This is a genomic window from Methanosarcina sp. DH2 (assembly GCF_020804225.1).
In the GTDB taxonomy this organism is placed as follows: domain Archaea; phylum Halobacteriota; class Methanosarcinia; order Methanosarcinales; family Methanosarcinaceae; genus Methanosarcina.
Window position 1 is genome coordinate 652,981 of record NZ_WJBI01000002.1, and the last position, 24,808, is coordinate 677,788.

Here is a 24,808-nt window from a genome sequence, read left to right on the forward strand (position 1 = left end):
CTTTCATTTTCCTCTTTTTGTTCTCTTCCTTTTTCTCTTTTTCAGTCCGTGCTTTCTCCGTCCTTTTCTTCTATATCTTTCATATATGGCTTAATATCCAGCACAGGCGTCCCGTTGATGGCATCCAGGCCTTTTACATGGAGCACGTTGCCCTCTACTTTTAAAAGCTCTACAATGGTGAGTCCTATCCCGTTAGGGCGGTACGGGCTCCTGCTGGCAAAAACTCCTGACATATCCCCGTCATAGCGGCGGCGGTGGATTAGTTTATATCCTTTTGATTTGCTGAAATAAAAGAGGATATACAGTTTTTCAAGCTCTTCTACTCTGTAAAGCCCCTCTTCCAGGTCTTTCTTCAGGACAATTTTTGAAACCTTCTGATAGATCTCTTCGTCATACCCAGGCTCAAGGTAGTCATTCTCAACATAGCCTATAGGAATAAACTCTACTTTTTTGGGAATCTTCTCCGCATTTTCATTCATCTTTTGCCTCAAAACAGGAGATGCAGACAATTTCCCCAGTTTTCACTCTTCCCAGGGGTTCCATAAAGCCTTCTCCGCACTTGCTGCAGATCAGGGTAGGATATATTATGGCTTTTTCCGGAGGCTCGATTTCCACTTCACTGATACTGAATAGTTTCTCTTCTGGCATTTCCAGTACTCTCTGACTTTTTGCTTCATGCGAAGCCCGAAACTCTTTTGCTTCTTCGGGGTTTGCAGTGCCTGCCCTCAGTTTTGCGAAGAGCGCAGTGTGTTTTTCGTCCTGTGGGAGAACGTCAGGTTTCAGGGAAATTCTCAGGGCTTTTTTGTCCCCTCTCTTGAAAAATGTGTATACATGCTTCCCGTGTTCTTTAAATATGAGATTTCCTTTCCCGCAGGTGCAGCCGTTGATTGCCTGAATTGCATCTACTGCACATGATCTGTTTTCCACAACTACAACAAGTTCTTCATCTTCGCTCCGGTCCCTGAAACGCTCGGCAGCCAGCATAGCCACTCTGTACCCTAAAGAAAGGCCGGGGCAGACGTGTCCGTGGAACTTTACAGCGGTATCGAAATTAGCATTATTGAAATCCAGGTTCTCAGCTCCTACTTCCATTACTTTTCTGATATATCAGATTAATTTAATTACTCAGTTTCATATTCTCCGAATACTATTTATAAATTTTGTATTTAATTATTATTACAAAAAAAATCTGAAGTATTAACTATGGATCGGCACCGGTATTGTTTTAAAAAACTGTAAAGTTATGATATTAATTTGTCTCTCTTATTCTTTTACCTCCATGTGCTGCAGATATCAGGTCATCAAACCTTCCCTCAATCTTTTTCTATCTAAATTAATATTTATATTATGATGCTCTGCGGATAATCAGTTTTATCTTCAAAGTAAGTTCAGCCTTCAAAGTACAAACGAAGTGAAAACCAGATAGTAAATGACGTAAATCCTTTTACAGGCAGCTTGCCTGCTGCCTGTAATAATTATTCTCAGAATCTAAACCATCTAAAAACCGTCTAAAAACCATCCAAAAACCAACATACAAAGACTCATTTGAGAATCAGTTGACTATTTAAAACCAGCAGTTAAGAAATATTTTCCTTTTAGAAAAGAAAATTCAGGTTTTAAAAGAATCAGTCTGTGAACTACTCCCACCTCCCACCTAAAATCTTCGCCTTTCGGCTCAGTTTTGAGGAAGGAGCTTCCTTCGGTATTTTTATCATCGGCTCTGGTTCTAAGAACCTCAGTTCCTTAAAAACCTGTATTGTCAAAGATTACCAACAAATTGTTGATAGCCCGTCCACAGGGCATTTTGCAATAGGTTTCACAACCTCCCATTGCATAATATCCTGTCAAGCTCGCTGTTCATCGTTCAAACTTTTACCTATAGAACTTCTCTATAGAACCTTATAGTTTAAGTTCAGAAAGTTGTACCTGACCGCGTGTTATCTGGCTATCCCATCTTTGTTGCCTCTAGGGTGTGGGTGAGCTAGTGAATTACAATATAGAACAGACTTAACAGACTTACAAGTTTAAGAAATTATTCTAAATCACTAACAGGAGAAAGTGTGAAAGTTGACGGCTCTCATCCCCCACCTGTTCAATCCGGTAAACCGGATCTCCTGAGGAAGGAGACTTCCAGCCTTAAAGTTAAAAGAAAACTCAGACTTTAAGAAAATTAGATTTTGAGAGAATCAGACTTTCAGAGAATTCAAGCTTTATGATTATTTTCTATGATAAGGATAATAGGGACCATATTTGTCCAGAGGTCCCTACTGATGATCCAACCCCATTGGACTGAGAGGAAACCCTTTACTCTCAATCTCTATCACTTTTTACGGTTTCTAATTATATAACATAAACGACATGAAATATTGGTTATGATTCAAATTATGGACGCTCTTATTTTTCTTACATGGCTTTGAAAAATTTGTTCACACCATATATTTCATCTACGTTAAAACTTTCAGAGGAGATAAAAAGATGCCTCATTTCTTTATTTCTTTTATCCTCCTGAAAATTTATTTCAGGATCTGAAAATCTACAATCAAGTTTTTTTCAATTAATGAAGTTCAAATCTGGTTTTTGGCTTACAATTTTTTCAATCAGAGCCTTCCCAATTCATAACCTCTCCAATCTGGACATAACTATCTAAAATTATTGGAATCGAACTAAACGATTTTTGAAAAGTTAGATGTCCGAATAATCCAGGATTAAATATTTTTTACGGATGAAAACTCTTCAAAAATACTGGTATTAGAATTGGGAGCCTTTTGCCACCTCTGATTTGGCTCCCAATTGTGTGATTCAACCCCTACGATTAAGAGAAAAACCCCTTAACTCTTAATCGTCAACTTCCTCTTTATGTTATAGAGGTATATAACCTATACGACCTTAAAATTTACTTCCCATTAAATTATTTAGCTGCCTCAAAATCAAGTTACTCTGACTTAAAAGCAATATCTTACATTCTCAATTTCTATGATTTTTTACTCTGCAATATTTATTCAAATTTATACTTTTCCATCGGTGCAATGTGTTAAATTTTTTTCATACAGATTAATGGAAAATGTTAACTAATTGAATACTTTTGGAAAGAAAGGTGCTGAAAAATACGAAAGATACTTATCAAGTGTTTACGTATATCTCAAAAACATGAACAGCCAGCTTCTCGAATTAATTTTCCTCTCTGAGAAAAGAAAAGATCTTCTTTTATTTTTGAAGGACGGGCCAAAAACTATCAATGAAATAAAGATACATTTAAATGCCAGTGCTGTAGCTGTCCTCCCTCAGTTAAAAAAACTAAGGGATGACTCTCTGGTATTCAGGACTGAAGATGTTTACATCCTGTCTCCTCTTGGTATAGCTGTAGCTGGGAGAATGCAGGCAATGGTCAGTTTGTTAAACGTTTTTGGTACCTGCTATAAGTACTGGGCAAACCATTCAATTGAGTGCATACCTACCCTTTTGAGGAGCAGGATTGGAGATCTGAAAAACTGTACATTCTCCGAACCTCCTGACAGGACACGCCTTTTTGAACCTCACAGGGAATTTGTGGAAAACCTTGCGATATCAAGACGAATAAAAGGTACTGCCTCCATTTTCCATCCTCTTTACCCGTCTCTTTTTCTTTCTTTCGCAAAAAAAGGAGCTGACATCTCTCTTCTTGTAACCCGTCCGGTTTATGAGAGGATAAAAGAGGAATATCGAACTGAATTTAGAGAATTTATGAATTTAGAGAATACATGTTTCTATGTATGTGACGAAAAAATAGAATTTTCTCATGTTGTTACTGACAGGTTCCTCTCTCTAAGCCTTCCTTTTTCTGACGGCATTTTTGACCATAAGCAGGACGTCATGTGTTTCGACCCGGGTGCCCTTCGGTGGGGAGAAGACCTTTTTGCTTACTACAGGGACAGATCCGAAGAAATAACTGAAATCTGAATTTAAATAAATTCAGTCTTTATCGCCTGAATTCGGGAACTGCCGGGGGCTGGCTATAAATCGGGGAAAGATAGCTATAAATCGAGCTCTGACTATCCTTTATATTATGGAAAAAGTTAAGGAAACCGCAGAAAAGATTCGGACGATGGAAATCCGGGGCGCAGGCAGGATTGCAAAAGCTGCTGCAGAAGCCATCAGAGATTATGCTGCAGGTCTGGAGGCAGCTTCAATGGAGGAATTTAGTGCCGGTATCCAGGAAGTTTCGAGTTTTCTTATCAGTACCCGCCCTACAGCTGTTTCCCTTCCGAATGCTGTAAAACTTGCTTCGAGGTATTCTTCAGGAAATGTAGAAGAAGCAAGACAGGAAGTTATCGAAAACGCAAATTCCTTTATCGAGAAAGCAGATAAGGCCCTTGGAAGAATAGGAAAAATAGGGTCAAGAAGAGTTCGGGACGGGGACGTAATAATGACTCACTGCAACTCCCACGCTGCTCTTTCCATCATTACAGCAGCTTTTGAAGAAGGAAAGGACATATCGGTTATTGCCACTGAAAGCCGGCCCCGGCGCCAGGGTTTGTTAACTGTCCGGCACCTTAACAGCTTTGGAATCCCTTCAACCCTGATTGTAGACTCTGCTGTACGCTACTACATGAAAGAAGTGGATAAGGTAATAGTCGGAGCTGATGCGATTGCAGCCAACGGAGCTCTTGTAAATAAGATCGGGACGTCTCAGCTTGCCCTTGCTGCCCATGAAGCCAGAAAGAGTTTTATGGTAGCCGCTGAAACCTTCAAGTTCAGCCCGAGCACGATTGTAGGAAACCCCATAGAAATTGAAGAAAGGAATACGGATGAAATAGTCGATCCTGCGATTATTGCAGACCTCTCTCATGTGCAGGTAAAAAATCCGGCTTTTGACTTTACCCCTGCTGAGTACATTGATATGATCGTAACTGATATCGGAATTATTCCGCCTGCAATGGCATATACCGTAATAAAAGAGCACCTTGGATGGGAGTTTGGGGAAATTTAAAGAACATACTTTCTGGTCTCTGTTCCCTGCTTTGTTTTTTTTGGCGGGTTCTGGTAAGCTGGCGCATATCTTATCGAATGTGAACGGGAAACCGGCTTCCTGATCAAGATAAATATTTCTCAGCCTGGATGCATCTGCTTATAATTCCTTCTTTTTAATTTTCCTGGTTGATAGTGTCTTTAATAATCTTTAATAACTCCATCCGTAATCCTGAGCACCCTTGAACACTCTTTTGCAACCTCTGGGTCGTGGGTAACCACAAGAATTGTTTGTCCTTTTTCGCTCAATTCCTTGAATGTACGGACAATAGAGTCCCGGGTTTTACTATCCACCTCGCCTGTTGGCTCATCTGCAAGAATCAGGGCAGGCCTGTTCGCAAGCGCCCTGGCAATAGAGACCCGCTGCTGCTCTCCCCCGGATAACTCCGTAGGTTTATGATTGAGGCGGTCTCCAAGGCCCAGGTCATCAAGCAGGGCTTTTGCTCTTTCTTTTCTCTCTTTTTTTGGCACCCCGGAAAAGCGCATAGCAAGTTCAACGTTCTCAAGGGCTGAAAGTGTAGGTATCAGGTTGTAGTGCTGGAAAATAAAACCTATTTTCTCTCTTCTAACTCCCGGAAGCAGCTTTTCGGGCACTGAGGTAAGGTCTGTCCCGTCGAGGATTATTTTGCCTTCCGTGGCTTTTTCAAGCGTGCCGATCAGGGCAAGCAGGGTTGATTTTCCTGAACCCGAAGGCCCCATTATCGCAAGAAGTTCCCCTTTTCTTACGGTTATGCAGGCGCAGCGAAGGGCATGAACTGGAATTTTACCCTGTGTATAGGTCTTGGAAAGATTTTCAACCTGCATTATGACTTTCTGCCCTTCGTTTCTCAAATTGGGCTTATTTCCTTCTCTTTTATGCTTTTTCGCAGTTTCAAGCCCTTTTTCTCCAATTCCCATTTCATGCATGCTTCAAAGCCTCCATAGGACTCATCTTTGAAGCCCTGTACGCAGGATAAAGCCCGGAAAGAGCGCCAATCAGCAGAGCAAAAACCATGGCAATTATAAGAAGCCTGGGAGTTATCAGGAAAAGGACGATCCTTGTCGTTGCAAGCCAGGCATTCATGATATAGACCGCCCCAACACCAACCAGAATTCCGAGAATTCCACCTAATAAACCCATGAATGAAGCTTCCCCCAGTGTCAGGAGCAGGATATCCCGTGTTTCTGCGCCTATTGCTTTCAAAATCCCAAACTCCCTTGTCCTCTCGGCAACGGACATGAGCATTGTATTCATCACACAAAGCCCGCCTATAATTGCTGCAAGGAGCCCGGAACTGATGGTTATTACACTGAAAATCATAAAGGACTGCCTTGCCTGCACCTCAAGTTCCCCTGGAGAAAGGGTGCTTGTGCCTTTTACGCTTAACTCTATGCGCTTGGATAGCATCTCAGCATCCACCCTCTCGTCAGGCACGGCAAAGATATAGGATACCGAATCCCCCACATTATACAGGTCCTGGGCAGTTTCAAGAGGAATAATTACGGCATTATCAAAGATCGAGCCTGTATACTCAAGGATCCCGACAACGGTAAAATATTTGTCATGGATTTCAAATTTGCTGCCTACCTCAAGTCCATATTCTCTTTTGATATTGTTCCCGACGACAACGCTATAGGAATCTCCAGGATTGAGGAAGCGACCTGCTTTCAGCTCCACAGGGTTAAGGGCAACGCTGGACTTTTCAGGAGGGACACCAAGGATCTGTTTTCCTGTCATGCCCATCTTATCTTCGTCAAAGGTGGTCATTAAAAGCCCGTAAGCATCTTTTACCCCGGCTACTCTCAAGACGTCGCTTACCTTATTGTCTGTGAGCCCTCCTCCAAAGACCCCGCTCTCGGCAAAGACCCGGATCTTATCGCTAGTTACACTCATGGAACGCTCAAAAGTCTGGTGGAAATTCTCAGACATGGCGCCCATAACTATAACTGCAAAAATCCCGAGGGCTATTCCGCAAATTGTCAGTGCGCTCCGGACTTTCCTGTTCGTTATGTTTCGGATGATCAGGTCAAACATAGTGATCCCGCGTGCGAATGCGTCTAATCCCGGCTAACTTTAAATAGCTTTGAGGTTGTTGATTTTGAGGTTATTGTCTTTTAAGCTATCGGCTTAGGCTACTGGCTTGGAATATTGACTTTGAGCTTATTGAGACAATTAGCGCACTTCTTTTTTCCCTCTCTTTTTTCTCCCCCTCAAAACCGCAAAACACAGGAAAATCCCAAGTGCTGCCTGAAAGCTAAAGGCTGGTGATTCCTCAGAGGGATTTATCTCGGCTACGGGCTCAAAAACCCGCAGAACCGTTTCATGGCTGTCAAGGACTTCACCTTCCAGGTTTACTGCATAAACCTTTACATTATAGTCCCCCCTGGGAACCCCCTGCCAGATAATTCCTACAGTGTCTTCCTTCCCTGCGGTCAGGATATCGGCAGTTTCTTCAAAAACCTGTACATCTCCTTCTTCAGGAGTCAGCACAACCCTGATAATTCCGTTGAAAGGCACCTGGGATTTTCCAATGACTGTAACGCTTGCCCCGTATTCATCCACGTCGATGTCCGCATCAAGGATTTCTACTTTTTCTTCCGCCCTGAATTCCGATGTATAAGCTGTAGTAAGAGCAGGGGAATGGGAACGCACTTTCAGGAAAGCCGTATAATTTCTGTCCTTTTCGAGAAGGAAAGGCCAGTACATTGCTTTATAGTAGGCATCCGTTACAGGGACATTTTCCAGGTTTTCGGAGTATATGATATCCGTGCCGGAAAGGAGTTTTAGGTCCAGATCTGCCATGCCTGGCTCAGGTACCTGAACGAATCTGAGATTTGCGGAGCTCGTAAGGGTTATCAGAACGGAAGCTTTTTCGGAGTCTGCAGAGAAATCCACAACTTTAAGGTTTGAGAGATGCGGGTTTCGGTAAGAAAAAGAAAGTTTCCGGGATTCAATAGTCTGGCTGCCGTCCTTTATAAGAAGCTGTGCTGTATAGGAATCCCTATCTTTTCCAAAGTCCTCTTCAAGCCCCCAGAAAAGGACTTCTGTTACTTCCTGCCCTTCATGTACGGATCCCAGATTAAAGGTCTCTGATTTCAGAATTTCTTTTCCCGAGCTCAGGGTAAAAACAAGAGAAATATTTTCAAAGGGCTGTTCAAACCTGACCGTTGCGTCGCTCAGGTCATGGTCTGAGAAAAAGTCAATAATAATTCTATTCTCAGTCTCTTCTCCGGCAATTGTCCCGCTCACTGCCCCTGAAACAGGACTTGCCTGAACACATAAGAAAATCAGGAATAAAATTAAAGAAAATAAACGGAAAGTAAACTCTCTCTGTTTTAAACAGTTCTTTTTTTCTGGCAGGCTCAAGCCCGGTTCCTCCTTATTTCTAAAAACTGCCTGGAACCAGAGTCGGGAAACTATCTGGCTCTCTGCAATATGAATGTATGTAGGAACCTCTATGTTTAAGTTTTTATGTTTTCTCTGTTTTTCAGTTTTAATATGTCGGAGAAGGGCTGTAACCCTGCTTCAGGTTTTTATTTTCTTTTTGTAATCCAGGTTCCGCAGGATACCGGGGATTTCTTGGCTGCCTCTCCGCCCAGAATTTCTCTGAGCAAAGAAGGGTCACGGGCGTCCATAACAAGGGCATCGAGCTTGCAGCGCTCGATGATCTTTGCAGCTACGGGGTCCACCGGAGATTTCGAGCCTGCCTTCATTTCAATTGCCATAACTATGTTTATGAGTTTTTCAGGAGATATTGTATCATATTTGACTGCATTCGGGTCACAGTTCGGGTCTGAAGAATAAACTCCGTCAATTGAGGTTGCAATTGTCAGCAGGTCTGCACGCAGGTACTCGGCAAGGATTGCAGCTACAGCATCAGTTGTCTGGCCTGGTGTAACTCCTCCCATTACCACAACTTTTCCTGAGTTCATAGCCTTTGAGGCTTCAAGATAGTTTGAAGGAACATCGGGATATCCGTCGGATCCGAGAGCCGCAATAAGAAGTCTTGCGTTCAGGCGTGTGATCTCAATGCCTATATAGTCGCAGGTTACTTCGTCTGCCCCCATGGCCCGCGCAGCCTCTATGTAGTTCCGTGCTGCTTCCCCACCACCAGTTACTACAAGCAGTGTATGTTTTTTCGATATGTCCTGCAGGACTTTTGCGTATTTTAAAAAACGAGCCGAATCAAGATTTTTTGCGAGAATTGAACCGCCTAATGAGAGTACTATGAGCATGATGATCTCTACACATTAACAATGCGGATTTTTAAATGTATCGCTGATATTTTTACTCCACAGTTTTTCACATTTCTTCATTCTTCAGGCTGCTACAGGGTTCTTGAAGCCTTTTTGTTCTACACTTCTTTTCTGTTCTCAACGAAGACTAAATTCAACTTTACTTGATTTCTATTTTCCTCTATCTGAATTTTGATTTTTTACAGTTGTCACAGTGTTAATCCATAACTATTTACATAACAAATTTTAAACTATTGAGGGAAAGTAATCCCTATATACTTTTTGGAGGAGGCAATATATTTTGAATAGCGAAGTATATGCTGCAGTAATGGCCTCAGTCTCAGGTATCCAGAATCTTACAAATGATAGGATAGAAGCCCTTACCAAAGGCCATGGAATGACAAATATAGGCGCTATTTGTGCCGCAAACGCTATCGCTACAGAGCTTTTCCGGGGTGCCAACATCAAGCTTACGGATGAAGACAGTGGCAGCCTGGAAATAGATCATGTACTCAAAAAAGGTATTGACGCTGCAGAAGAAGCCGGAGCAAGTCCGGCAAATGCAGCCCTTTTTGCGGCTACAATCTGCTACTTTGCAGGTTCCAATGCCCAGGCCGGAGTTCCTGCAGGAAACAGGAAGTTAGGGGCCCTTGCCCGCATGATCGCAGGAGCGGATAGGACAGGGGTTATAGCTGTTCCCACTCCCAAATCCAACAATAAGGTCTCAGGCTTTGCAGCCGTGCAGGCTATTTACAGTGCCATGGCGGAAGGCAAGCTTACCAGAATTGATGGGCGAAAACTTCCCCTTGGAGTTGCAGGCGGTCCTCTGTACGGACACAACACCCTCGGAGAAGACATAGGCTTTCCGGAAGTAGCCATGAATGGCGCAAGGATAGGGACAGAAGCGATGATGCAGGCCTATTGGGGAGCAGGTGTTTCTGCAAGCCCCATAATTTCGGCAATTCTCGGAGCCGCAGCAGCGCTTGAAATTGTTCACCCTGATGCTTTTGTGGGTGAGGAATACGGTGGTTTCTTCGACGTAAACAGCGCCTATCTTGCAGGCAAAGCCGCGTGCCAGGCTGCAGGCATCCCGGAAAAGCTTCATATGCGCGGCACAGACGAAGAATATGACTCTTTTCGGCTGGTAGGGGACCTTGGGGTCATTATAAAAGACATAGGTGCTCCGACTGTTGTTGGAATGATGTCTTTTGGCGAGATGCTCTGCGCCTTTAAAGAGTCAGTCGAAATCGGGGCTGGTTTTTCCGGCGGGCCTATAATGCCCCCCCTCGGGCATATGACTGCAGATTCCATAATTGCTCTCAGGGCCCTGATCAAGTTTGAAGGCAATATTGAACAGGCTGCGGATATCATTGCAGAGGTAAAAAAGAACGAATGGCTTGACCCGGAAATTGCCTCAGTTGCCCTTAATACAATTGCAAGGAAAACCGAACAGGTCAGAAGAGGTCCTATTACACGTACCATGATCCTGGGGACTGATGGAGTTCGCTCAGCCGCAGTTGTCAGGAGGGCAAAAAAGGCATATGAGGGTATAAAAGCCGGAAAGTCCGTAGAGGATGTTGTTAGGGAACTTGACCTGGAAAGAAAGAAAACTGTTGAGACCAGGGCTGCTGAGATGCTTGGAGCCATGACAGGGCACGACATCAGGATTGACATCAAAAAAATGGTCGGAGGTGCCCGTAGAAGCCATCCATTCACGAATTCGTACTATGGGTTTGATACGGATGCTGATGTTGAACTAACTGTAGACGGCAAGACATTCGAACTTCTGGGGCTTGGACAGAAGGTGATCCCGGACGCTATTTTCAATGACAAAAAGGAGCTTCTGGAAATTATACCCCTCGCAGCCATACCCGTCTGTGAACTTCAGCTTTCGGGGCACTCGATTATTAATATCACAGTACCTGCAGCCGTTGCAGCTGCAATGAACGTTGCCGATCCAAAAGAAGTTGCAAAGCTTGCAGAAAAAGGAGGGAAGTCCTGTTCAGCTGCAATTCCCGGAGCCCGGGAAAAAGCGCTGGACGTTGCAAAGCTAGCAGTCAGGATAATGAGATCCATGGAAGGTATCTGAGTACCATCCACAAGCTAAGAACCAGTCAATCCACAAAAAACGGCACTGAATTCTGGACAGAGGAGAAAGGATTTAAGTTACAGGCTTTAATTCCATTTCCACCTCTGCCTTTTTCTTTTCTGGAAAACGCCAGGAGGCTTCTTTTTGTTGTTGATGACTAATGTTGACAATATTACCTGCGACCAGGTCCCTTACCTGATCGAAGAATTGATGAAACTTGGGGCTAAAAACGTACATGTAGTGCCTGCCCTTACAAAAAAAGGCAGGCCTGAATATATTTTTCTCATTGATAGTGAGAAAGATACTCTTGATTCACTTGCCGAGTTCATGGCACTGGAGACTGGGGCTCTTGGAGTCAGGCTTTTGAAGACCGAGCATTATCCCTTTGACTACGAGCTTAGGAAGCTTTGCCTTTCTTTCAGGGACGAAAATGACCTGCCTCTCTGGGAAGGGGAAATTGATATAAAAATAGTTATAGGAAAAGAGCAAAAGCCCCTTTCTGCCCGGGTGGAGTACGAAGAACTTAAGGAACTGGCAAGCCGGGTAAGGGAAGCGGGCCTGAAGCTTTCCATGTACGAAATTAAAGAATTAATTGAAGAAAGGGCTCTGAAAGGCATAAAGGACTTTACTGTTAATTTCAATGATTGTGGTCCGGGACTGGACATTGAACCTTTGTCCCCGGTTTCAAAAAAACTGTACTGTAAAGATAAGACGAAAACTTGCTTCGGGAATTGAAGCCCGATCTTACCTTTTTTCGGAATAAGGGTCCTTTTCCTAAAAGCTTTCTTATTCTTGAATATTTTTATCGTGAAAGGTATTATTAAGTGCCCGTTATCTCTCATAGTTGCCAAATATCTACTACAATACTTGGCTGAGTGTTTAAAAACCGCCATAAAGTATTTATAATAACATAATAGTACAACATCACTGACTAATCAGTCAATTATCGAGATAATACATGAAAGAACAAATCAAAGACAAAAGAAAAGCCATTCTGGAAGCAGCCTTGAAGCTCTTCACTGAAAGAGGCTTTCATGGTACATCCACTGCTCAGATCTCTAAAGAAGCAAATGTAGCCACAGGCACCCTTTTTAATTACTTTCCCACAAAAGAAGACCTTATAAACAGCCTGTATTTTGAAGTTAAAGGAAACTTAAGCCACGCTATGGGGAAAGATCTCGAAGCTAAGGGTACTTTTCAGGATAAATTAAAAAGAATATGGTCAAATTTAATCAAATGGGGTGTAAGCAATCAGAACGAATTTCTTTTTGTCGGGCAGTTCTGTTCATCCCCTTACATAACAAAATTTACGCGTGAAGAAGTGATGAAAGAGTATGTCTTCCTCCATAATCTTGTGGATGAAGGAATAAAAACGGGAGAGATCAGAGATTTTCCTGCGGATCTGGTCATTGCAATGTTTTATCAGGGTAGCAGGACGATAGTGAACTTCATCCTTGATTCAGATTCGTCACAGGATCAAAATAAGGTTTTAGAGGATGGATTCCAGATTATCTGGAGAGGTCTGGCTAAAGAATAATTTTTTTACTCCACATGTGAGTGACCAGTCAATCAGATACAAAAATTAACGGATTATTTATCATAAAAGTAAGCTGTCAATCAAAAAATCAATCACGAGTAAGTAAAACAATTCAAAAATTCAGGAGAAAGAAAAATGCTGTACAGAAAAATGCCAAAAAATGGAGATGAGCTTTCGATACTTGGATTTGGATGCATGCGCCTTGCCTCTAAAGAAGATGGCAGTATAGATGAAGAAAGAGCCACTAAACAGGTACGCTATGCAATCGACCATGGAGTAAATTATGTTGATACGGCCTGGCCCTATCACATGGGGCATAGCGAGCCTTTCTTAGGTCGTGCTCTTGCTGAGGGATATCGAGAAAAGGTTAAAATCGCCACAAAGCTTCCTTCCTTCCTTATAAAGAGCCGAGAAGATATGGATAAGTTCCTGAATGCTCAGCTGGAGAAACTCAATACAGATCATATTGACTATTACCTTCTTCACTATCTCGTTGGTGACCTATGGGACAATATTGAAAAGCTGGATGTGGGTGATTTCCTTGACAAAGCTAAAGCTGACGGCCGCATAATCAACGCAGGTTTCTCCTTCCACGGTGCAGGAAAGGAATTCAAACGCATAGTGGACGCTTATGACTGGGACTTCTGCCAGATCCAGTACAACTTCCTGGACGAAAAGAACCAGGCAGGCACTGAGGGTCTGGAATATGCAGCTTCAAAAGACCTTGGAGTGATCATTATGGAACCCCTCCGCGGAGGGAACCTGACAAAGACCGTTCCACAAGTTGTGAAAGATATCTGGGACGAAAACCCCATAAAGAGATCCCCTGTTGAATGGGCTCTCCGCTGGGTATGGAATCACCCTGAGGTCACAGTAGTCCTTTCCGGCATGAATGAGGAAACACATATTGAAGAGAATCTTAGAATAGCAGATGAAGCATACCCAAATTCTCTGACTGAAGCTGAACTGCAGCTGGTAAAAAGAGTAACGAGCAAGTACCGTGAACTAATGAAAGTAAGCTGTACAGGCTGCAGATACTGTATGCCCTGTCCAGCAGGAGTGAATATTCCACTCTGTTTCGAGGAGTATAACAACCTGTACCTGGTCGATGATCCCGCTGGTGAACGATTCCTTTATGCTGCAAGGCTTGGTGGTGTAGTCACTGCCGGGGATCCCGAGTTTGCATCCCTGTGTGTCCAGTGCGGAAAGTGCGTTGAGAAATGTCCTCAGCACATTGATATACCTACGGTTCTAGAATCTGTTGTGGAAGAACTGGAAGGATCCGACCTTGAGCAGAGAGTTGCCATGGCAAAGCAGCTGTTCAAGCAGACCTGAAAGTGAGAATTATTTGAAGCGCCAAAAAGATGAGATGGAGATATTGTTTAAACTCCTTTGTTGAAAGATAAATAATATCTCTATTTTCTGCTGCTTATTCTCAAGTTCACTATAAGTTCATTGCAGGTTTATCAATCATTACTTATCGTCCAGATTTGGAATTTTGAATTTTTATTCCAAATTTCAAGGCAATGTCCCATAATTATAAAAATCAAATTTTTATGTGTATAGCACGAAACTCTAAAGAGCCTCCAAACGAATAAATTATTTCCTAGTAACATTGTATTTAAGCTGTTTATTGCCAAAACATTCAATTCTTCTTGGTTAAGGGTGGCGCATGGATCTTACTAATATATTAAAATCTGTCAAAGAAGGAAAAGTCGATCTTGAAACTGCGGAACAGCAGGTTCTTAGTCTTGGTTTTGTTTCCTATTCGAATATCGCTAAAGTGGATACCCATAGGAAAAACAGGACTGGAGTAGTCGAAGCTATTCTTGCTGACTGCAAGGAGCCTGAAGATGTGGTAGAGATTGCCAGGGTTATGGTAGAAAAAAGTAAAAGAGCTCTGATTACTCGAGTCTGTGCCATACATCTGGAAGCCTTAAGGAAGGCTTTTGGTTCTGATAAACTCGAATGGAATTGCCGGGCGCGCACTGTGGTCGTCTACGACGGCACTCCTGCTCCACGCACAGGAGGAGTTGTTGGAGTTATATCCGCAGGCACGGCAGATATCCCTGCTGCAGAAGAAGCCAGGGTTGTTGCTTCCGAAATGGGATGTGAAACCGTTGCCGTGTATGATGTTGGGGTTGCCGGGATACACAGGCTGATCCCTGAGCTTCAGAAGCTCAAACTCCGAAATCCCGGAGCAATCGTTGTTGCAGCCGGAAGGGAGGGAACGCTTCCAACCATAGTCTCAGGGCTTGTCGATGTGCCGGTAATAGGGCTTCCCGTGTCCACAGGTTACGGGGCAGGCGGCGGAGGAAAAGCAGCCCTGCTGTCAATGCTCCAGTCCTGCTCAACACTTGCCGTGGTAAATATTGATGCAGGATTTGTTGCAGGGGCTTATGCAGCCAGGATCGCCAATATGATTGCTACCGCCGAAACTCAAAGAAAAAAAGAAGAGGCGGAATAGGACGAGGAGCAGGACGAAGAGCAGGACGAAGACAAGGGAGAATAATGACTGCGAATAAGTCCAGAGCGAGATTCAGGGAGGAATTCTATGAAAACACTGGTTTTTAATCCATTTTCAGGGGCAGCCGGGGATATGATTCTGGCTTGTGCTCTCGACCTCGGAGCTGACAGGAAAGAGGTAAAGGAATTAATTGAGGCTTCAGCGCCCGTATCCATGGATATAAGGGAAGTGACAAAAAAGGGAATAAGAGCCCTGGATGTTCGCATAAACGTGCCTGAAAAAGAGCATGTCCGAACATACCCTGAAATTGTGGACCTTATAAAGGAGGCAAAACTGCCTCCTAAAGTGGAAGCAAGTGCTCTTGATATATTTTTGAAAATGGCAGAAGCCGAAGCCGCAGTCCATGGGCAGCCTGACCTGAAGAAGCTTCATTTCCACGAAGTTGGGCAGAGCGATGCCCTTGCTGATGTCATAGGCTCTTCTGCAGCCCTCCATTCTCTCAACTGTGACTCGATTTTCTGCACCCCTATCAGCGTGGGCAGCGGCACAATAGAATGTGCTCACGGTACCCTTCCTGTGCCTGCTCCTGCAACCCTTGAGATTCTCAGGAGAGGGAAACTCTATTTCAGGGGAGGAAATGTGAACAAGGAGCTGCTCACCCCTACAGGGGCTGCAATTCTCTCCCATTTCACAAAACCTGTTGAGGCATTTCCTCAGGGCAGGGCAATTGCTGTTGGATACGGGGCAGGGGATGCCGACCTTCCGGGACCGAATGTTCTCCAGGGAGTGCTTCTTGAACCTGACTCACACCTGATTCCGGATATAATTGAGGTTCTTGAGACCAATGCTGACGATGTAAGCGGGGAAGTCCTGGGCAACCTTTTTGAAGAACTGCTCTCGATGGGAGCCAGGGACGTTGCAATCATACCCGCAACCATGAAAAAAGGAAGACCTGCCCATATTATCAAGGTTATTGCAAAGCCTGAAGACAGCGCAAAACTCGCCAGGAAAATCATTATTGAAACAGGGTCCCTTGGAGTCAGAGTTATGCCCGCGCGGCACAGGTTAATGGCTGCCCGAAATATAGAAAGGATAAAAATAGAGCTCGAAGGCCAGGAGTTTGAGACTGCAGTCAAAATCGCCAGGGACTCGGAAGGGATTCTACTCAATATCTCTGCGGAGTTTGAGGACTGCAAAAAAATTGCAAAAGCCAGCGGAGTTCCTGTAAGAGAGGTCATGCGCAGGGCAGAAGAGGTTGCAAGAAAACTGTTCTCCTGATAACTGCTGAAAATGATACTGCCTGAAAATTGCCTGAAAACATATGGCTTGAAAACGGGAGTGCCTGACAAAATAGCTCTCCAGCTCAAACGCAAAACAGCTCAGGAAAAAGAGATTCAAAACTCAAAATAAACTAAACTAAACTAAACTAAACTAAAACAGGGAGTTTTAAAGAAAAGTAAAAGTCCAGGTTTCAGACTTTTTACTTCTCATTCATGTTCTTTACTATTTTTACTGAGCTCCACGCCTCTAATCTTGCTATTTATTTCTTGCTATTTATTATTGCTGAAGCGTTTATCTTAAACTCAGATCTTGCCTATAGAGTGCAGGAGTTCTGCGTTCAGGACACTTGCACCTGCAGCTCCTCGAATTGTATTGTGCCCCATTGCAATGTAACGAATTCCTTCTCTGATTCTACCCACAGAAACACTCATGCCTTTTCCCATATTGCGGTCAAGGCGCGGCTGGGGCCTGTCAACTTCGTCCCGCACTATAAGGGCTTTACCCGGCTCTGATGGGAGTTCTCCAAGCTTAGGATCGAATTTGAGGAAAGCTTCCCTTACCTCTTCAGGCGTGGGTTTATTCCTCATGCCTGCCCAGATAGCTTCCGTGTGCCCATCAATCACAGGCACCCTGTGACAGGAAGCACTGACCTTTATATCCGCAGGCACAATTTCGGAGCCGTTAAATTCCCCGAGGAGTTTTAAGGTTTCAGTCTCCATCTTCTTTTCTTCGCTCCCTATGTAGGGGATTACGTTATCATAAATTGCCATGGCTGAAACTCCGGAAAATCCTGCTCCGGAAATCGCCTGCATTGTAGCTACCTGTATGGTTTCAAGCCCGAACTCCATGAGGGGCTTTAAGGTAATTGTCATGACAATTGTGGAGCAGTTAGGGTTTGTAATAATGTATCCGTCCCAGCCCCTGGTGTCCTGCTGGACCTCGATAAGTCCCAGGTGTTCGGGGTTGACTTCAGGGATTACCAGAGGTATATCCTTTTCCATCCTGTAGGACGATGCATTGCTTGCAACTGCAAACCCGGCTTTTGCAAACTCGGGTTCCACTGTAAGGGCAAGATCTGCAGGAAGAGCCGAAAAGACCACGTCCGCATCAACGGCTTTTGGGTTTACTGGGACAACCTCTATGTTTTCGACACTTTCCGGCATGGCTGTATCCAGCCTCCATCCTGCCGCTTCTCTATACGTTTTGCCAGCGCTTCTTTCTGACGCTGCAAGGGCTGTAATCTCAAACCAGGGATGGTTTGCAAGTGCTTCTACAAATCTCTGCCCTACAGCGCCTGTAGCGCCTAAAATACCCGCTTTAACTGCTGCCATCTAAAAAGCTACCTCCGGAGAGATAAGGAATAATTTTATAAAAGGGAAAAAGAAAAAATGGAATAAAAAATTATTCCATCTTGATCTCTGTTTTTACTCTTGTACTTTGATTGCCTGGTTCGGGCATGCTTCTTCACATGCACCGCACTCTACACATTCGTCCTGGTCGACAACTGCACAGCCCTTTTCTTCATCAAGGGTGATTGCTTCAGAAGGACATTCATCGACACAGCTTCCACATCCGGAACATTCATCTGCGTTAACTAATGCTGGCATATTTTTTCACACTCCTTTTGTTTGCTCGATATGTACCAGGAAATTATATCGGGGCGTTTTGAAACTTCCATAGAATATCGAAAAGTTTGGTCATAACGCCATTACTCAGATAAACATAAAAACTTATCGCTTTTTAGCAAATATCCATTTTATGAATCGGAAGGAGTCAAGGCTCAAATTCCTAAATTAATTTTTTGAATATATTCAAAAAGAAGTAGGAATATGAGAAAATATGATTTTTAACATACGGAATCATGCATTGCAATACCCTGGTCAGTAAGGCGGTACATCCCGTCTTCTAACTTGAGAAACCCTTCTTTGAGCAGGAAATCCATGTGAAACTTAAAGAAGAAATCGTTTAATCCTGACTCTTCCTTTAGCTGTTTTTCAGTTTTCCCGAAGATGCCAACTACTCTGAGAAGTTTCCTTCTCGCAGGGTTTATGGAAACCTTTTCCATCATCATATGTTCCAGCTTGACAGCTTCGCCTTCAGTAGTTTCTCCCTTCAAGGAGAAATAGGCATCAAGTTCGTCAATTTCATCACGCATATTGAAACTCCGCTTCTTTATCCTTTAATATCTCAGTTTTCTAATATTTTGTTTTCTTTACTGACTGAAACCGGATTCTTATTTGTATTCATTTTTTCCACGCTTGTGCCAGTATTTATCTCCACACTTATTTCCTTTTCGTGATCCCGCTTATTTTTGTAAGCGTGTCTTGATGCTGCTGTTCTTTTTTCTCAAAAAAAGTATCTGTTTCCCTCAACTTCTCTTCAAGTGTACTCTCTACTATTTCTATAAGCCTATCTTTAGGGACCTTTGTAATTGCGGAAAGCAGCCTGAGTTCGAGCTTTTCATTTTTGCGGGAAATAAATTCCACCTGCGGAGCTTCTTCTGATGAAGTCACACTGCCCTTGACCATGAAGTCCGGGAGTTTCAGGGATAGTTTAACATGCCCTATAAAATCAGGGTTAATTCCCTTCACCTGGTCCCTTATGGTTTGAAGGCTCTCTTCTACAAGGAGCGCGCCTTTTTCAGGATTAAGGTTGCAGGACGCGAGGGTGTAGAGGACTGAGTGAGCTGAGACTTCAGAGATCTCAATAGAATTTTTCTTTTTCTGAGGAGGCTTCTCAATCCCTGGTACTGCAAGGTGGATGAGGAGGTTTTCGAACTGTTCATCTCCTAGCTTTGCCGAAAACTTCAGGATCCTGGCTTCAGGGTTCAGTTCAGCAAGCATCTGTTCTGTTGCCGTGACTATTCCTGCAGGCGCTACATCCACCTTGTTTATGCCGAGGATTTCAGCTTCCTTCACCTGGGTCTCGATAAACCTTGGAATTTCTTTTGCCTCAGTGCCGAAGCGCCCGGGGTCTACAAGGGTCACAACCGGAGCAAAGGATAGCTCGGAAAGCCCCATCACTTCGATTTCTTCTCTTATCTGCCCGGGAAAAGCAATTCCTGTTGGCTCGATAATTACAATATCGGGCTTGAATTCTTCTTCAAGGGTCTGAAGCGTATACTGCATGCTGATTCTGAGTGTACAGCAGATACAGCCGCTTGTCAATTCTTCAGTTATGATTCCAGGGCTTTTGAGCGTCTCTCCGTCAAGCCCTATTTCCCCAATCTCGTTTACAATAATCGCAGTCCGTTTTCCGGCATCGCTAAGCTGCCTGCTGATCTTTTGAATGGTTGTTGTTTTCCCGCTTCCGAGAAAACCTCCTATGATCATGACTTTCATGTTTTTCCTGTCCTTATTGTCCTGAAAAAAAATTCTATGTCGGGCTGACAAATATAATATATTTACTTGTATATATAAAATTGGCAAAGCCTTCTATCCGAAGCTTATTTTATGAATGCTTCTGCAAAGGGCTTTTCCTCTTCCAGTCATGGGATTTGACAGGTCTGCTAGGGATCTGCATCAGGAGAATATCCCAGTTTTTTAACCCGCAGAATAGAGACTATTTGATAAGATTTCAAAACTGAATTCCTCTGGAAATATGTGAATTTTCAGGAGATATTTTTTAAGGTAGGTTCTTTAGAGTTCCAAAATATAATTGTTTTATGACCTTTATGAAGAGATAAAATAGGTTTAGCCCAAATATTATTGATTGAATATTATTAATTCTAATTGTGCGCCGCAAATAATAGCAGAAATTATAGCAGAAATTATAGCAGAAATTACAGCAGAAATTAACATAATTTCTATTTCGGACTAACCTATTTTTCCATTCCGCACAAAGATCTTTTAAAGCTTCGGAAGCACCTGAAGTCCGAGTTCTGTCAGTCTGTATACGCCTTTTTCGTCCAGGAGAAGAAAATCAGCGCTTATCAGAATTTCGGTATGGAATTTTAAAGCGACTTCATCAAGGCCAGTTTCTTTAAGGAGCTCTTCTTTTCTTTTTCCGAGAAAGCAAACCGCTCGCATTATATCCCTGCGAATCTGGCTGGATGCTACATAGTAAATCCTCTCACATTTTTCCTGCAGCAGCTCTTTTTCGGTTTTTACCTGTGAATCCAGAAAAAGGTCAATTTCATCTTTCTCTTCTATCATTAACAACCTCCTGCGCCGTAAAAACTAATTTTTAAAAATTAGAAGAGTAAATATATAATTATTTTGATTTTGTTTTCCGGGCTCTGGGTTTAAGGATATATCTTTTTTAGGATGTACGTATAATTGGTAATCCAGGCAATATTCTTTTGTCTATAAATTAATTTTTATCCAGAAGCATATATTTCTCTAAGCATGCGGTTGATATGCTGATTCCATAATTCCCGAGGCTAACGCTTTCATTTTTTCTTTCAATATAGCAGGCAGGCTCAAGTGTCATGCGGGGCATGTAAAGAAATCACGAAAACAATATCCAGTAATCCGGGAAAAATACCACTAATTACCAGATACCAGTAAATTACCAGAAAGCACCAAAAATTTCCTTCCCCTGAAAAAATCTTTTGAAAAATAGATTTGCGTTCCCATCCAAAAACCTGGAAGTTCCGAACGGCATTAAGAGATGCTTTTCTTTTTGTCTGGGAAGAGATATTGAGGTACTGGACTCACGGGTTGCGAGTTTTAGCTTAATTTCTCTATTTTCTTCTTTATCCCTTTACTTGTGTGGAGTAGATCTTGTATTTGAGGGGTGTTGAAGGGATGAGAACGCAAATTATACTATGCATTTCATGTATATAACACTTTTGTAAATTTATGTAACACATAATGTTATTTTATTTGTGCATTATTCTAGCATCGTTCTAACTTTAATCCACATAACTAACATAATAGAACCTGTCTAATACCCCTGAAATACCTCCAACAATCAGAACCGTGTTCCCTCTACACAACACTTCTCTTTGAGTTTAGAAGTGGTCAGGTACGTTGGGTATAAAATGGATGGAGCTCTTAAAACAGGTGCCCAGGAACCGGGCAGGTGCAGAATAAATATAGATACAGAATCTCAGGAAAAGAATCTCAGGAAAAGAATTTCAGGAAAAAACAGAAAAATCTCAGGAAAATAACCTCAGGAAAAAACAGAAAAATCTCAGAAAAAAAACGGAGCATGCTGGAAAACCCAGCAGAATTTATGGTCCCTTGCCTTATTTTTGGATCCCTGTCTTTATTTCATTGACCCTGAGAATATTCCATTACATTGCCTTCTTCATCAACGATTTTCATGTTTCCGTCTTTCATACTCATCTTGGAAACGATTTCTCCTGACATGTCATAAGCAGTCCAGAAATAGGTTTCTCCATTTTCGGACCACAAATATTCAATTTTAGAGAATTCTTCATCTTCAAGGTTTGTCTCATAAACAGCTTTGCACATCGGAACTCCATCAACTGTTTCGGTTCCCGTGATCTTCATTATGACCTCTTCGCCTGTCTGGGGGTTTGTTGATTTCCAGGATGAACCTACAGGGCACCACTCACTGGAACTTCCGGTGGATACTATTTCCACTTTAACTTCCTCTTTTCCCGCACCCTCAGCAGAAATCTCTTCTTCATCGACTTCAACTTGTTCTTCAGGGACATTCGTGTCCTCTTCGCTGTTTTCACTGCAACCTGAGGAAGCAGCAGAAATAGCAAATACGAGTATTACAAGTACTGCAAACCATTTATTCAACATAACTCCTATTCCTCCTTGATTAATTTTAAACTTTAAATCGTATTTCTTTTATTTATATGTGCTTATTTTGGCTTTTTCGGGATGAAAAGGCTTTTTTTACGTTTTGAAAAAATAAATTAATGTGTAAAGAAAAAAACTTCCTTATTTCGAAGTCAGATTCGAACTGTTTAAATTATATTTTCAGAAGAATTTATATACTATCTGACGAAGATGAAAAAAGGCCGGAACTACAAGGAAATATTCTCTTTGAGGGACATTTAGATGCAAGACACACCAATCACGCCGGAATTAAAAGCTTTCCTTATCTCAATAGGTTCTGTTTCTGTGGACCCGTCACTTATTCCCAGGGCTAGAGGTTCTACTGCAGGTCCAGGGGCAGGTACCAGCTCCGTTTTTTTCAGGTCAGGAGAGAAGAGGGTCAGGCTCAGTGTAAGTAAGAATTCTCCCCTTTCCATTGAAGCAGCAGAAGAAGACAGGACAGTCACGCTTTTGCACGAAGGAAGGGAACTTGCCAGGGGAAAACTTGAGCCTGCCCCTGCCCACTGTCCTGAGCAAGCTTTTATTACACTCTGCGAGAGGTGCATTTTTGACTGCAAATACTGTCCTGTGCCCAAACTTCAGGGTCATATCAAGAATGAAGAGGAAGTCCTGAACATAGTGGATGATGTCCTGCGAGCAGGAACTCTCAAAGCTATCTCCCTTACCTCAGGCGTCGAAGACTCAATCGAAGGAGAGGTGGAACGCGTGCTCAAACTGCTCCCCATCCTCAAAAAGTATGACGTCCCCATAGGTGTTTCGGTATATCCGACAGAAGGCTGTTCCAGGAAATTCTATGATGCCGGGGTTGTCGAAGTCAAATATAACGTTGAAACCATGGACAGGGAGATTTTTCAGAAGGTCTGTGGGGATCTTTCCCTTGAATATATCCTGGACAGGCTTAAAGAAGCTGTGGAGATTTTTGGAAAAAACAGGGTCTTCAGCAACTTCATAATCGGGCTTGGTGAAAGCGATACTTCTGTCCGGGAAGGAGTTGAAACCCTTGCAAAGATAGGAGTAATTCCCGTCCTGCGCCCGGTAAACCCGCATCCCCTCAGGTCCGGAGACTGTTTTACAGAACGTCCGTCTCCTGAGCGACTTTTAAAACTCGCAAAAATGGAGGCAGAAATCCTCCGGAAGTATGGGCTTGACACTTCGCTTGCAATGACAATGTGCCTCAAATGCACAGGTTGTGACCTTGTGCCATTTGTGGACTTCTGATTAGGGCATGACCTTTCATGTAAAAGTATAATTTTTTATGCCGAATATGTTTCTGGTCAGAGGGCAGTCTTCCTTTAGTTCCAGAATCATGTTATTAATTTTTGCGGTTTTGAAAATTCGTTTGCTTTTATAATTCTAAGAGTCCTTTTTTTGTGTTTTTTCAATTCCTGCTGTTCTCTAAACAGGAACCCCTTCGTTTCCACTGGAAACATTTGTGAAGAAATTTTGTAACTATTCAGAGTATAGTTAACGGCGCTCCCTTGAGCGCCGCTATAATACCCTCCAAAACAGGTAATCCGTTCTTTCTAATTGTAGAGATGTAAGCTCTAATTCTGCAGAAAGCTTCCGCTCCTTGTGTTGTTCTGAAAGTTCCTGATATCTTCTGCTGTAGTTTCATCATCCTGATATCTCTTTCTGCTTGATTATTCTCAAACGGAACTTTCAAGTCTGTCAGGAATCTCAGGATCTTTTCTTTATGTTCTATAAACCTATCCAGCAGATTCCTTGCTTTAGTTTTTGGATTCTTTCCACGTTTTCCTTGCTTTTCAGGATTTAGAGATTGTGGATTTTCTTCAATTCCTTTAATTATGATAGCATCGAACCTTTCTTCCAATGCTTTAATTTGCTCAAAATCCAGTTCTTTGACTTGCTCCTTGCATTCGTCGGTATACTTTTTCATCTCAGTGAGCAGTTCATTCATTTCTTTAGCCCACTGCTGTTTATAGTTCTCTTCAATTCCAGCAAGTTCTCTCTGTAAATGAGCATTACAGAGAGCATGATCACAGTCATAAATGTTGTAAGGTTTCCATCCGTCGTGAACTGCTACTCCCTTAAACTCCAGAAGAATTCCCATAGCATTTATTGCCTCTGCTCCTCTTTTTGAGTGAGGAAAATAACATGTGTATTTATCATTAGAAGCTACATGAAGCCAGTGCCTTTTTCCTTCGATCTTCATACCAGTTTCATCAAAATGGACAACAGGAGAAATCATTAATTTCTCCCGAATAACGCTTTCGAATTCCTCTATATTCTGAAAACATTCTCTTTCTGCTCGAATTATCGTAGCAGGACAGATTTTTATTCCCATAATATCCTCAAAAAATTCAGAAATCCTTTCATAGGGGATAAAATGGTGATTTTTACAGTAAATAGCTGAAGCTAARATATTWGGACCATACTGAACTGGATATTTTACTGATTCAGGAAAAACAGCTTTATTTATTCTTCCACAGTAAGGA

The 24,808-nt window shown here is 42.7% G+C and carries 24 protein-coding genes; 10 read left to right on the plus strand and 14 right to left on the minus strand.

The annotated features are described in order from the left end of the window. Positions 1-41 precede the first annotated feature (41 nt). Together tsaA and FXV91_RS06750 are read right to left on the minus strand one after the other, a co-directional pair. Positions 42-479 carry a tRNA (N6-threonylcarbamoyladenosine(37)-N6)-methyltransferase TrmO gene (gene tsaA / locus FXV91_RS06745; RefSeq protein ID WP_229389693.1) on the minus strand — a complete coding sequence of 146 codons (438 nt, stop codon included), beginning with the start codon at positions 477-479 and terminating at the stop codon, positions 42-44. Then, on the minus strand, positions 472-1,092 hold the full coding sequence (locus FXV91_RS06750) for an FmdE family protein (RefSeq protein WP_229389695.1): 621 nt from the start codon (positions 1,090-1,092) through the stop codon (positions 472-474). The genes tsaA and FXV91_RS06750 overlap by 8 nt, the downstream gene beginning before the upstream one ends. A gap of 2,055 nt (positions 1,093-3,147) precedes the next feature. On the opposite strand from FXV91_RS06750, the gene FXV91_RS06755 reads away from it, so the two are divergent. Beyond that, positions 3,148-3,936, plus strand: coding sequence for a winged helix-turn-helix domain-containing protein (locus FXV91_RS06755; RefSeq protein ID WP_229389697.1), 789 nt, complete (start codon positions 3,148-3,150; stop codon positions 3,934-3,936). Positions 3,937-4,042: 106 nt separating this feature from the next. Further along, positions 4,043-4,966, plus strand: coding sequence for a ribose 1,5-bisphosphate isomerase (locus FXV91_RS06760; RefSeq protein ID WP_229389699.1), 924 nt, complete (start codon positions 4,043-4,045; stop codon positions 4,964-4,966). A 179-nt stretch (positions 4,967-5,145) separates the two neighbouring features. On the opposite strand, the gene FXV91_RS06765 is transcribed toward FXV91_RS06760, so the two are convergent. The 4 genes from FXV91_RS06765 to pyrH all read right to left on the minus strand — a co-directional run bounded on the left by FXV91_RS06765 (position 5,146) and on the right by pyrH (position 9,219). Beyond that, on the minus strand, positions 5,146-5,808 hold the full coding sequence (locus tag FXV91_RS06765; protein WP_229389789.1) for an ABC transporter ATP-binding protein: 663 nt from the start codon (positions 5,806-5,808) through the stop codon (positions 5,146-5,148). A gap of 94 nt (positions 5,809-5,902) precedes the next feature. Then, a complete protein-coding gene (locus FXV91_RS06770; RefSeq protein WP_229389701.1) occupies positions 5,903-7,018 on the minus strand; it encodes an ABC transporter permease in 1,116 nt (371 codons plus the stop codon). A gap of 138 nt (positions 7,019-7,156) precedes the next feature. Beyond that, the gene (locus FXV91_RS06775; protein ID WP_229389703.1) at positions 7,157-8,350 is read right to left on the minus strand and encodes a hypothetical protein; all 1,194 of its coding nucleotides are present in this window, start codon (positions 8,348-8,350) and stop codon (positions 7,157-7,159) included. A gap of 167 nt (positions 8,351-8,517) precedes the next feature. Continuing rightward, positions 8,518-9,219 carry a UMP kinase gene (gene pyrH, locus FXV91_RS06780; RefSeq protein WP_229389705.1) on the minus strand — a complete coding sequence of 234 codons (702 nt, stop codon included), beginning with the start codon at positions 9,217-9,219 and terminating at the stop codon, positions 8,518-8,520. A 301-nt stretch (positions 9,220-9,520) separates the two neighbouring features. Here pyrH and FXV91_RS06785 point away from each other — a divergent pair, with 301 nt between their 5' ends. The 6 genes from FXV91_RS06785 (at position 9,521) to larC (FXV91_RS06810) (ending at position 16,590) form a co-directional block, all read left to right on the plus strand. Next, complete coding sequence (locus FXV91_RS06785) at positions 9,521-11,308, plus strand: hypothetical protein (protein ID WP_229389707.1); 1,788 nt, start codon at positions 9,521-9,523, stop codon at positions 11,306-11,308. Positions 11,309-11,461: 153 nt separating this feature from the next. After that, a complete protein-coding gene (gene larC, locus FXV91_RS06790) occupies positions 11,462-12,043 on the plus strand; it encodes a nickel insertion protein (protein WP_229389791.1) in 582 nt (193 codons plus the stop codon). A gap of 223 nt (positions 12,044-12,266) precedes the next feature. Further along, entirely contained in the window at positions 12,267-12,845 is a 579-nt protein-coding gene (locus FXV91_RS06795) for a TetR/AcrR family transcriptional regulator (RefSeq protein ID WP_229389709.1), read from the plus strand. Between the two features lie 135 nt (positions 12,846-12,980). Next, positions 12,981-14,180 carry an aldo/keto reductase gene (locus FXV91_RS06800; protein WP_229389711.1) on the plus strand — a complete coding sequence of 400 codons (1,200 nt, stop codon included), beginning with the start codon at positions 12,981-12,983 and terminating at the stop codon, positions 14,178-14,180. A gap of 337 nt (positions 14,181-14,517) precedes the next feature. After that, a complete protein-coding gene (larB, locus tag FXV91_RS06805) occupies positions 14,518-15,312 on the plus strand; it encodes a nickel pincer cofactor biosynthesis protein LarB (RefSeq protein WP_229389713.1) in 795 nt (264 codons plus the stop codon). 87 nt (positions 15,313-15,399) lie between these two features. Beyond that, positions 15,400-16,590: a nickel pincer cofactor biosynthesis protein LarC gene (gene larC / locus FXV91_RS06810; RefSeq protein ID WP_229389715.1), complete on the plus strand. Its 1,191-nt coding sequence runs from the start codon at positions 15,400-15,402 to the stop codon at positions 16,588-16,590. A gap of 305 nt (positions 16,591-16,895) precedes the next feature. Here larC (FXV91_RS06810) and asd read toward each other — a convergent pair whose 3' ends face one another. The 6 genes from asd to FXV91_RS19720 all read right to left on the minus strand — a co-directional run bounded on the left by asd (position 16,896) and on the right by FXV91_RS19720 (position 21,033). Next, a complete protein-coding gene (gene asd / locus FXV91_RS06815; protein WP_229389718.1) occupies positions 16,896-17,924 on the minus strand; it encodes an aspartate-semialdehyde dehydrogenase in 1,029 nt (342 codons plus the stop codon). 93 nt (positions 17,925-18,017) lie between these two features. Then, the gene (locus FXV91_RS06820; RefSeq protein ID WP_229389720.1) at positions 18,018-18,200 is read right to left on the minus strand and encodes a 4Fe-4S binding protein; all 183 of its coding nucleotides are present in this window, start codon (positions 18,198-18,200) and stop codon (positions 18,018-18,020) included. Positions 18,201-18,439: 239 nt separating this feature from the next. Then, positions 18,440-18,748: a hypothetical protein gene (locus FXV91_RS06825; RefSeq protein ID WP_229389722.1), complete on the minus strand. Its 309-nt coding sequence runs from the start codon at positions 18,746-18,748 to the stop codon at positions 18,440-18,442. 127 nt (positions 18,749-18,875) lie between these two features. Beyond that, positions 18,876-19,934, minus strand: coding sequence for a GTP-binding protein (locus FXV91_RS06830; RefSeq protein WP_229389724.1), 1,059 nt, complete (start codon positions 19,932-19,934; stop codon positions 18,876-18,878). 507 nt (positions 19,935-20,441) lie between these two features. Beyond that, the gene (locus tag FXV91_RS06835) at positions 20,442-20,747 is read right to left on the minus strand and encodes a hypothetical protein (protein ID WP_229389726.1); all 306 of its coding nucleotides are present in this window, start codon (positions 20,745-20,747) and stop codon (positions 20,442-20,444) included. 157 nt (positions 20,748-20,904) lie between these two features. After that, positions 20,905-21,033: a hypothetical protein gene (locus FXV91_RS19720; RefSeq protein ID WP_255679947.1), complete on the minus strand. Its 129-nt coding sequence runs from the start codon at positions 21,031-21,033 to the stop codon at positions 20,905-20,907. 520 nt (positions 21,034-21,553) lie between these two features. Here FXV91_RS19720 and FXV91_RS06840 point away from each other — a divergent pair. Then, positions 21,554-21,706: a hypothetical protein gene (locus FXV91_RS06840; protein ID WP_229389728.1), complete on the plus strand. Its 153-nt coding sequence runs from the start codon at positions 21,554-21,556 to the stop codon at positions 21,704-21,706. 103 nt (positions 21,707-21,809) lie between these two features. On the opposite strand, the gene FXV91_RS06845 is transcribed toward FXV91_RS06840, so the two are convergent. Continuing rightward, a complete protein-coding gene (locus tag FXV91_RS06845; RefSeq protein WP_229389733.1) occupies positions 21,810-22,313 on the minus strand; it encodes a hypothetical protein in 504 nt (167 codons plus the stop codon). Between the two features lie 261 nt (positions 22,314-22,574). Between FXV91_RS06845 and FXV91_RS06850 the strand changes: the two genes are divergently transcribed. Continuing rightward, complete coding sequence (locus FXV91_RS06850) at positions 22,575-23,570, plus strand: radical SAM protein (RefSeq protein ID WP_229389734.1); 996 nt, start codon at positions 22,575-22,577, stop codon at positions 23,568-23,570. Positions 23,571-23,805: 235 nt separating this feature from the next. Here the strand turns inward: FXV91_RS06850 and FXV91_RS06855 are convergent. Beyond that, positions 23,806-24,808, minus strand: a 1,003-nt coding sequence (locus FXV91_RS06855; RefSeq protein ID WP_229389736.1) for an IS66 family transposase, incomplete at its 5' end; no start/stop codon positions are given.

Bases quoted from the DNA above. Each gene is read 5' to 3' on its own strand.
- tsaA (WP_229389693.1), bottom strand. From the start codon at position 479: ATGAATGAAAATGCGGAGAAGATTCCCAAAAAAGTAGAGTTTATTCCT.
- FXV91_RS06750 (WP_229389695.1), bottom strand. From the start codon at position 1,092: ATGGAAGTAGGAGCTGAGAACCTGGATTTCAATAATGCTAATTTCGAT.
- FXV91_RS06755 (WP_229389697.1), top strand. From the start codon at position 3,148: ATGAACAGCCAGCTTCTCGAATTAATTTTCCTCTCTGAGAAAAGAAAA.
- FXV91_RS06760 (WP_229389699.1), top strand. From the start codon at position 4,043: ATGGAAAAAGTTAAGGAAACCGCAGAAAAGATTCGGACGATGGAAATC.
- FXV91_RS06765 (WP_229389789.1), bottom strand. From the start codon at position 5,808: ATGCAGGTTGAAAATCTTTCCAAGACCTATACACAGGGTAAAATTCCA.
- FXV91_RS06770 (WP_229389701.1), bottom strand. From the start codon at position 7,018: ATGTTTGACCTGATCATCCGAAACATAACGAACAGGAAAGTCCGGAGC.
- pyrH (WP_229389705.1), bottom strand. From the start codon at position 9,219: ATGCTCATAGTACTCTCATTAGGCGGTTCAATTCTCGCAAAAAATCTT.
- larC (WP_229389791.1), top strand. From the start codon at position 11,462: ATGACTAATGTTGACAATATTACCTGCGACCAGGTCCCTTACCTGATC.
- FXV91_RS06795 (WP_229389709.1), top strand. From the start codon at position 12,267: ATGAAAGAACAAATCAAAGACAAAAGAAAAGCCATTCTGGAAGCAGCC.
- FXV91_RS06800 (WP_229389711.1), top strand. From the start codon at position 12,981: ATGCTGTACAGAAAAATGCCAAAAAATGGAGATGAGCTTTCGATACTT.
- larB (WP_229389713.1), top strand. From the start codon at position 14,518: ATGGATCTTACTAATATATTAAAATCTGTCAAAGAAGGAAAAGTCGAT.
- larC (WP_229389715.1), top strand. From the start codon at position 15,400: ATGAAAACACTGGTTTTTAATCCATTTTCAGGGGCAGCCGGGGATATG.
- asd (WP_229389718.1), bottom strand. From the start codon at position 17,924: ATGGCAGCAGTTAAAGCGGGTATTTTAGGCGCTACAGGCGCTGTAGGG.
- FXV91_RS06820 (WP_229389720.1), bottom strand. From the start codon at position 18,200: ATGCCAGCATTAGTTAACGCAGATGAATGTTCCGGATGTGGAAGCTGT.
- FXV91_RS06825 (WP_229389722.1), bottom strand. From the start codon at position 18,748: ATGCGTGATGAAATTGACGAACTTGATGCCTATTTCTCCTTGAAGGGA.
- FXV91_RS06830 (WP_229389724.1), bottom strand. From the start codon at position 19,934: ATGAAAGTCATGATCATAGGAGGTTTTCTCGGAAGCGGGAAAACAACA.
- FXV91_RS06835 (WP_229389726.1), bottom strand. From the start codon at position 20,747: ATGATAGAAGAGAAAGATGAAATTGACCTTTTTCTGGATTCACAGGTA.
- FXV91_RS19720 (WP_255679947.1), bottom strand. From the start codon at position 21,033: ATGCCCCGCATGACACTTGAGCCTGCCTGCTATATTGAAAGAAAAAAT.
- FXV91_RS06845 (WP_229389733.1), bottom strand. From the start codon at position 22,313: ATGTTGAATAAATGGTTTGCAGTACTTGTAATACTCGTATTTGCTATT.
- FXV91_RS06850 (WP_229389734.1), top strand. From the start codon at position 22,575: ATGCAAGACACACCAATCACGCCGGAATTAAAAGCTTTCCTTATCTCA.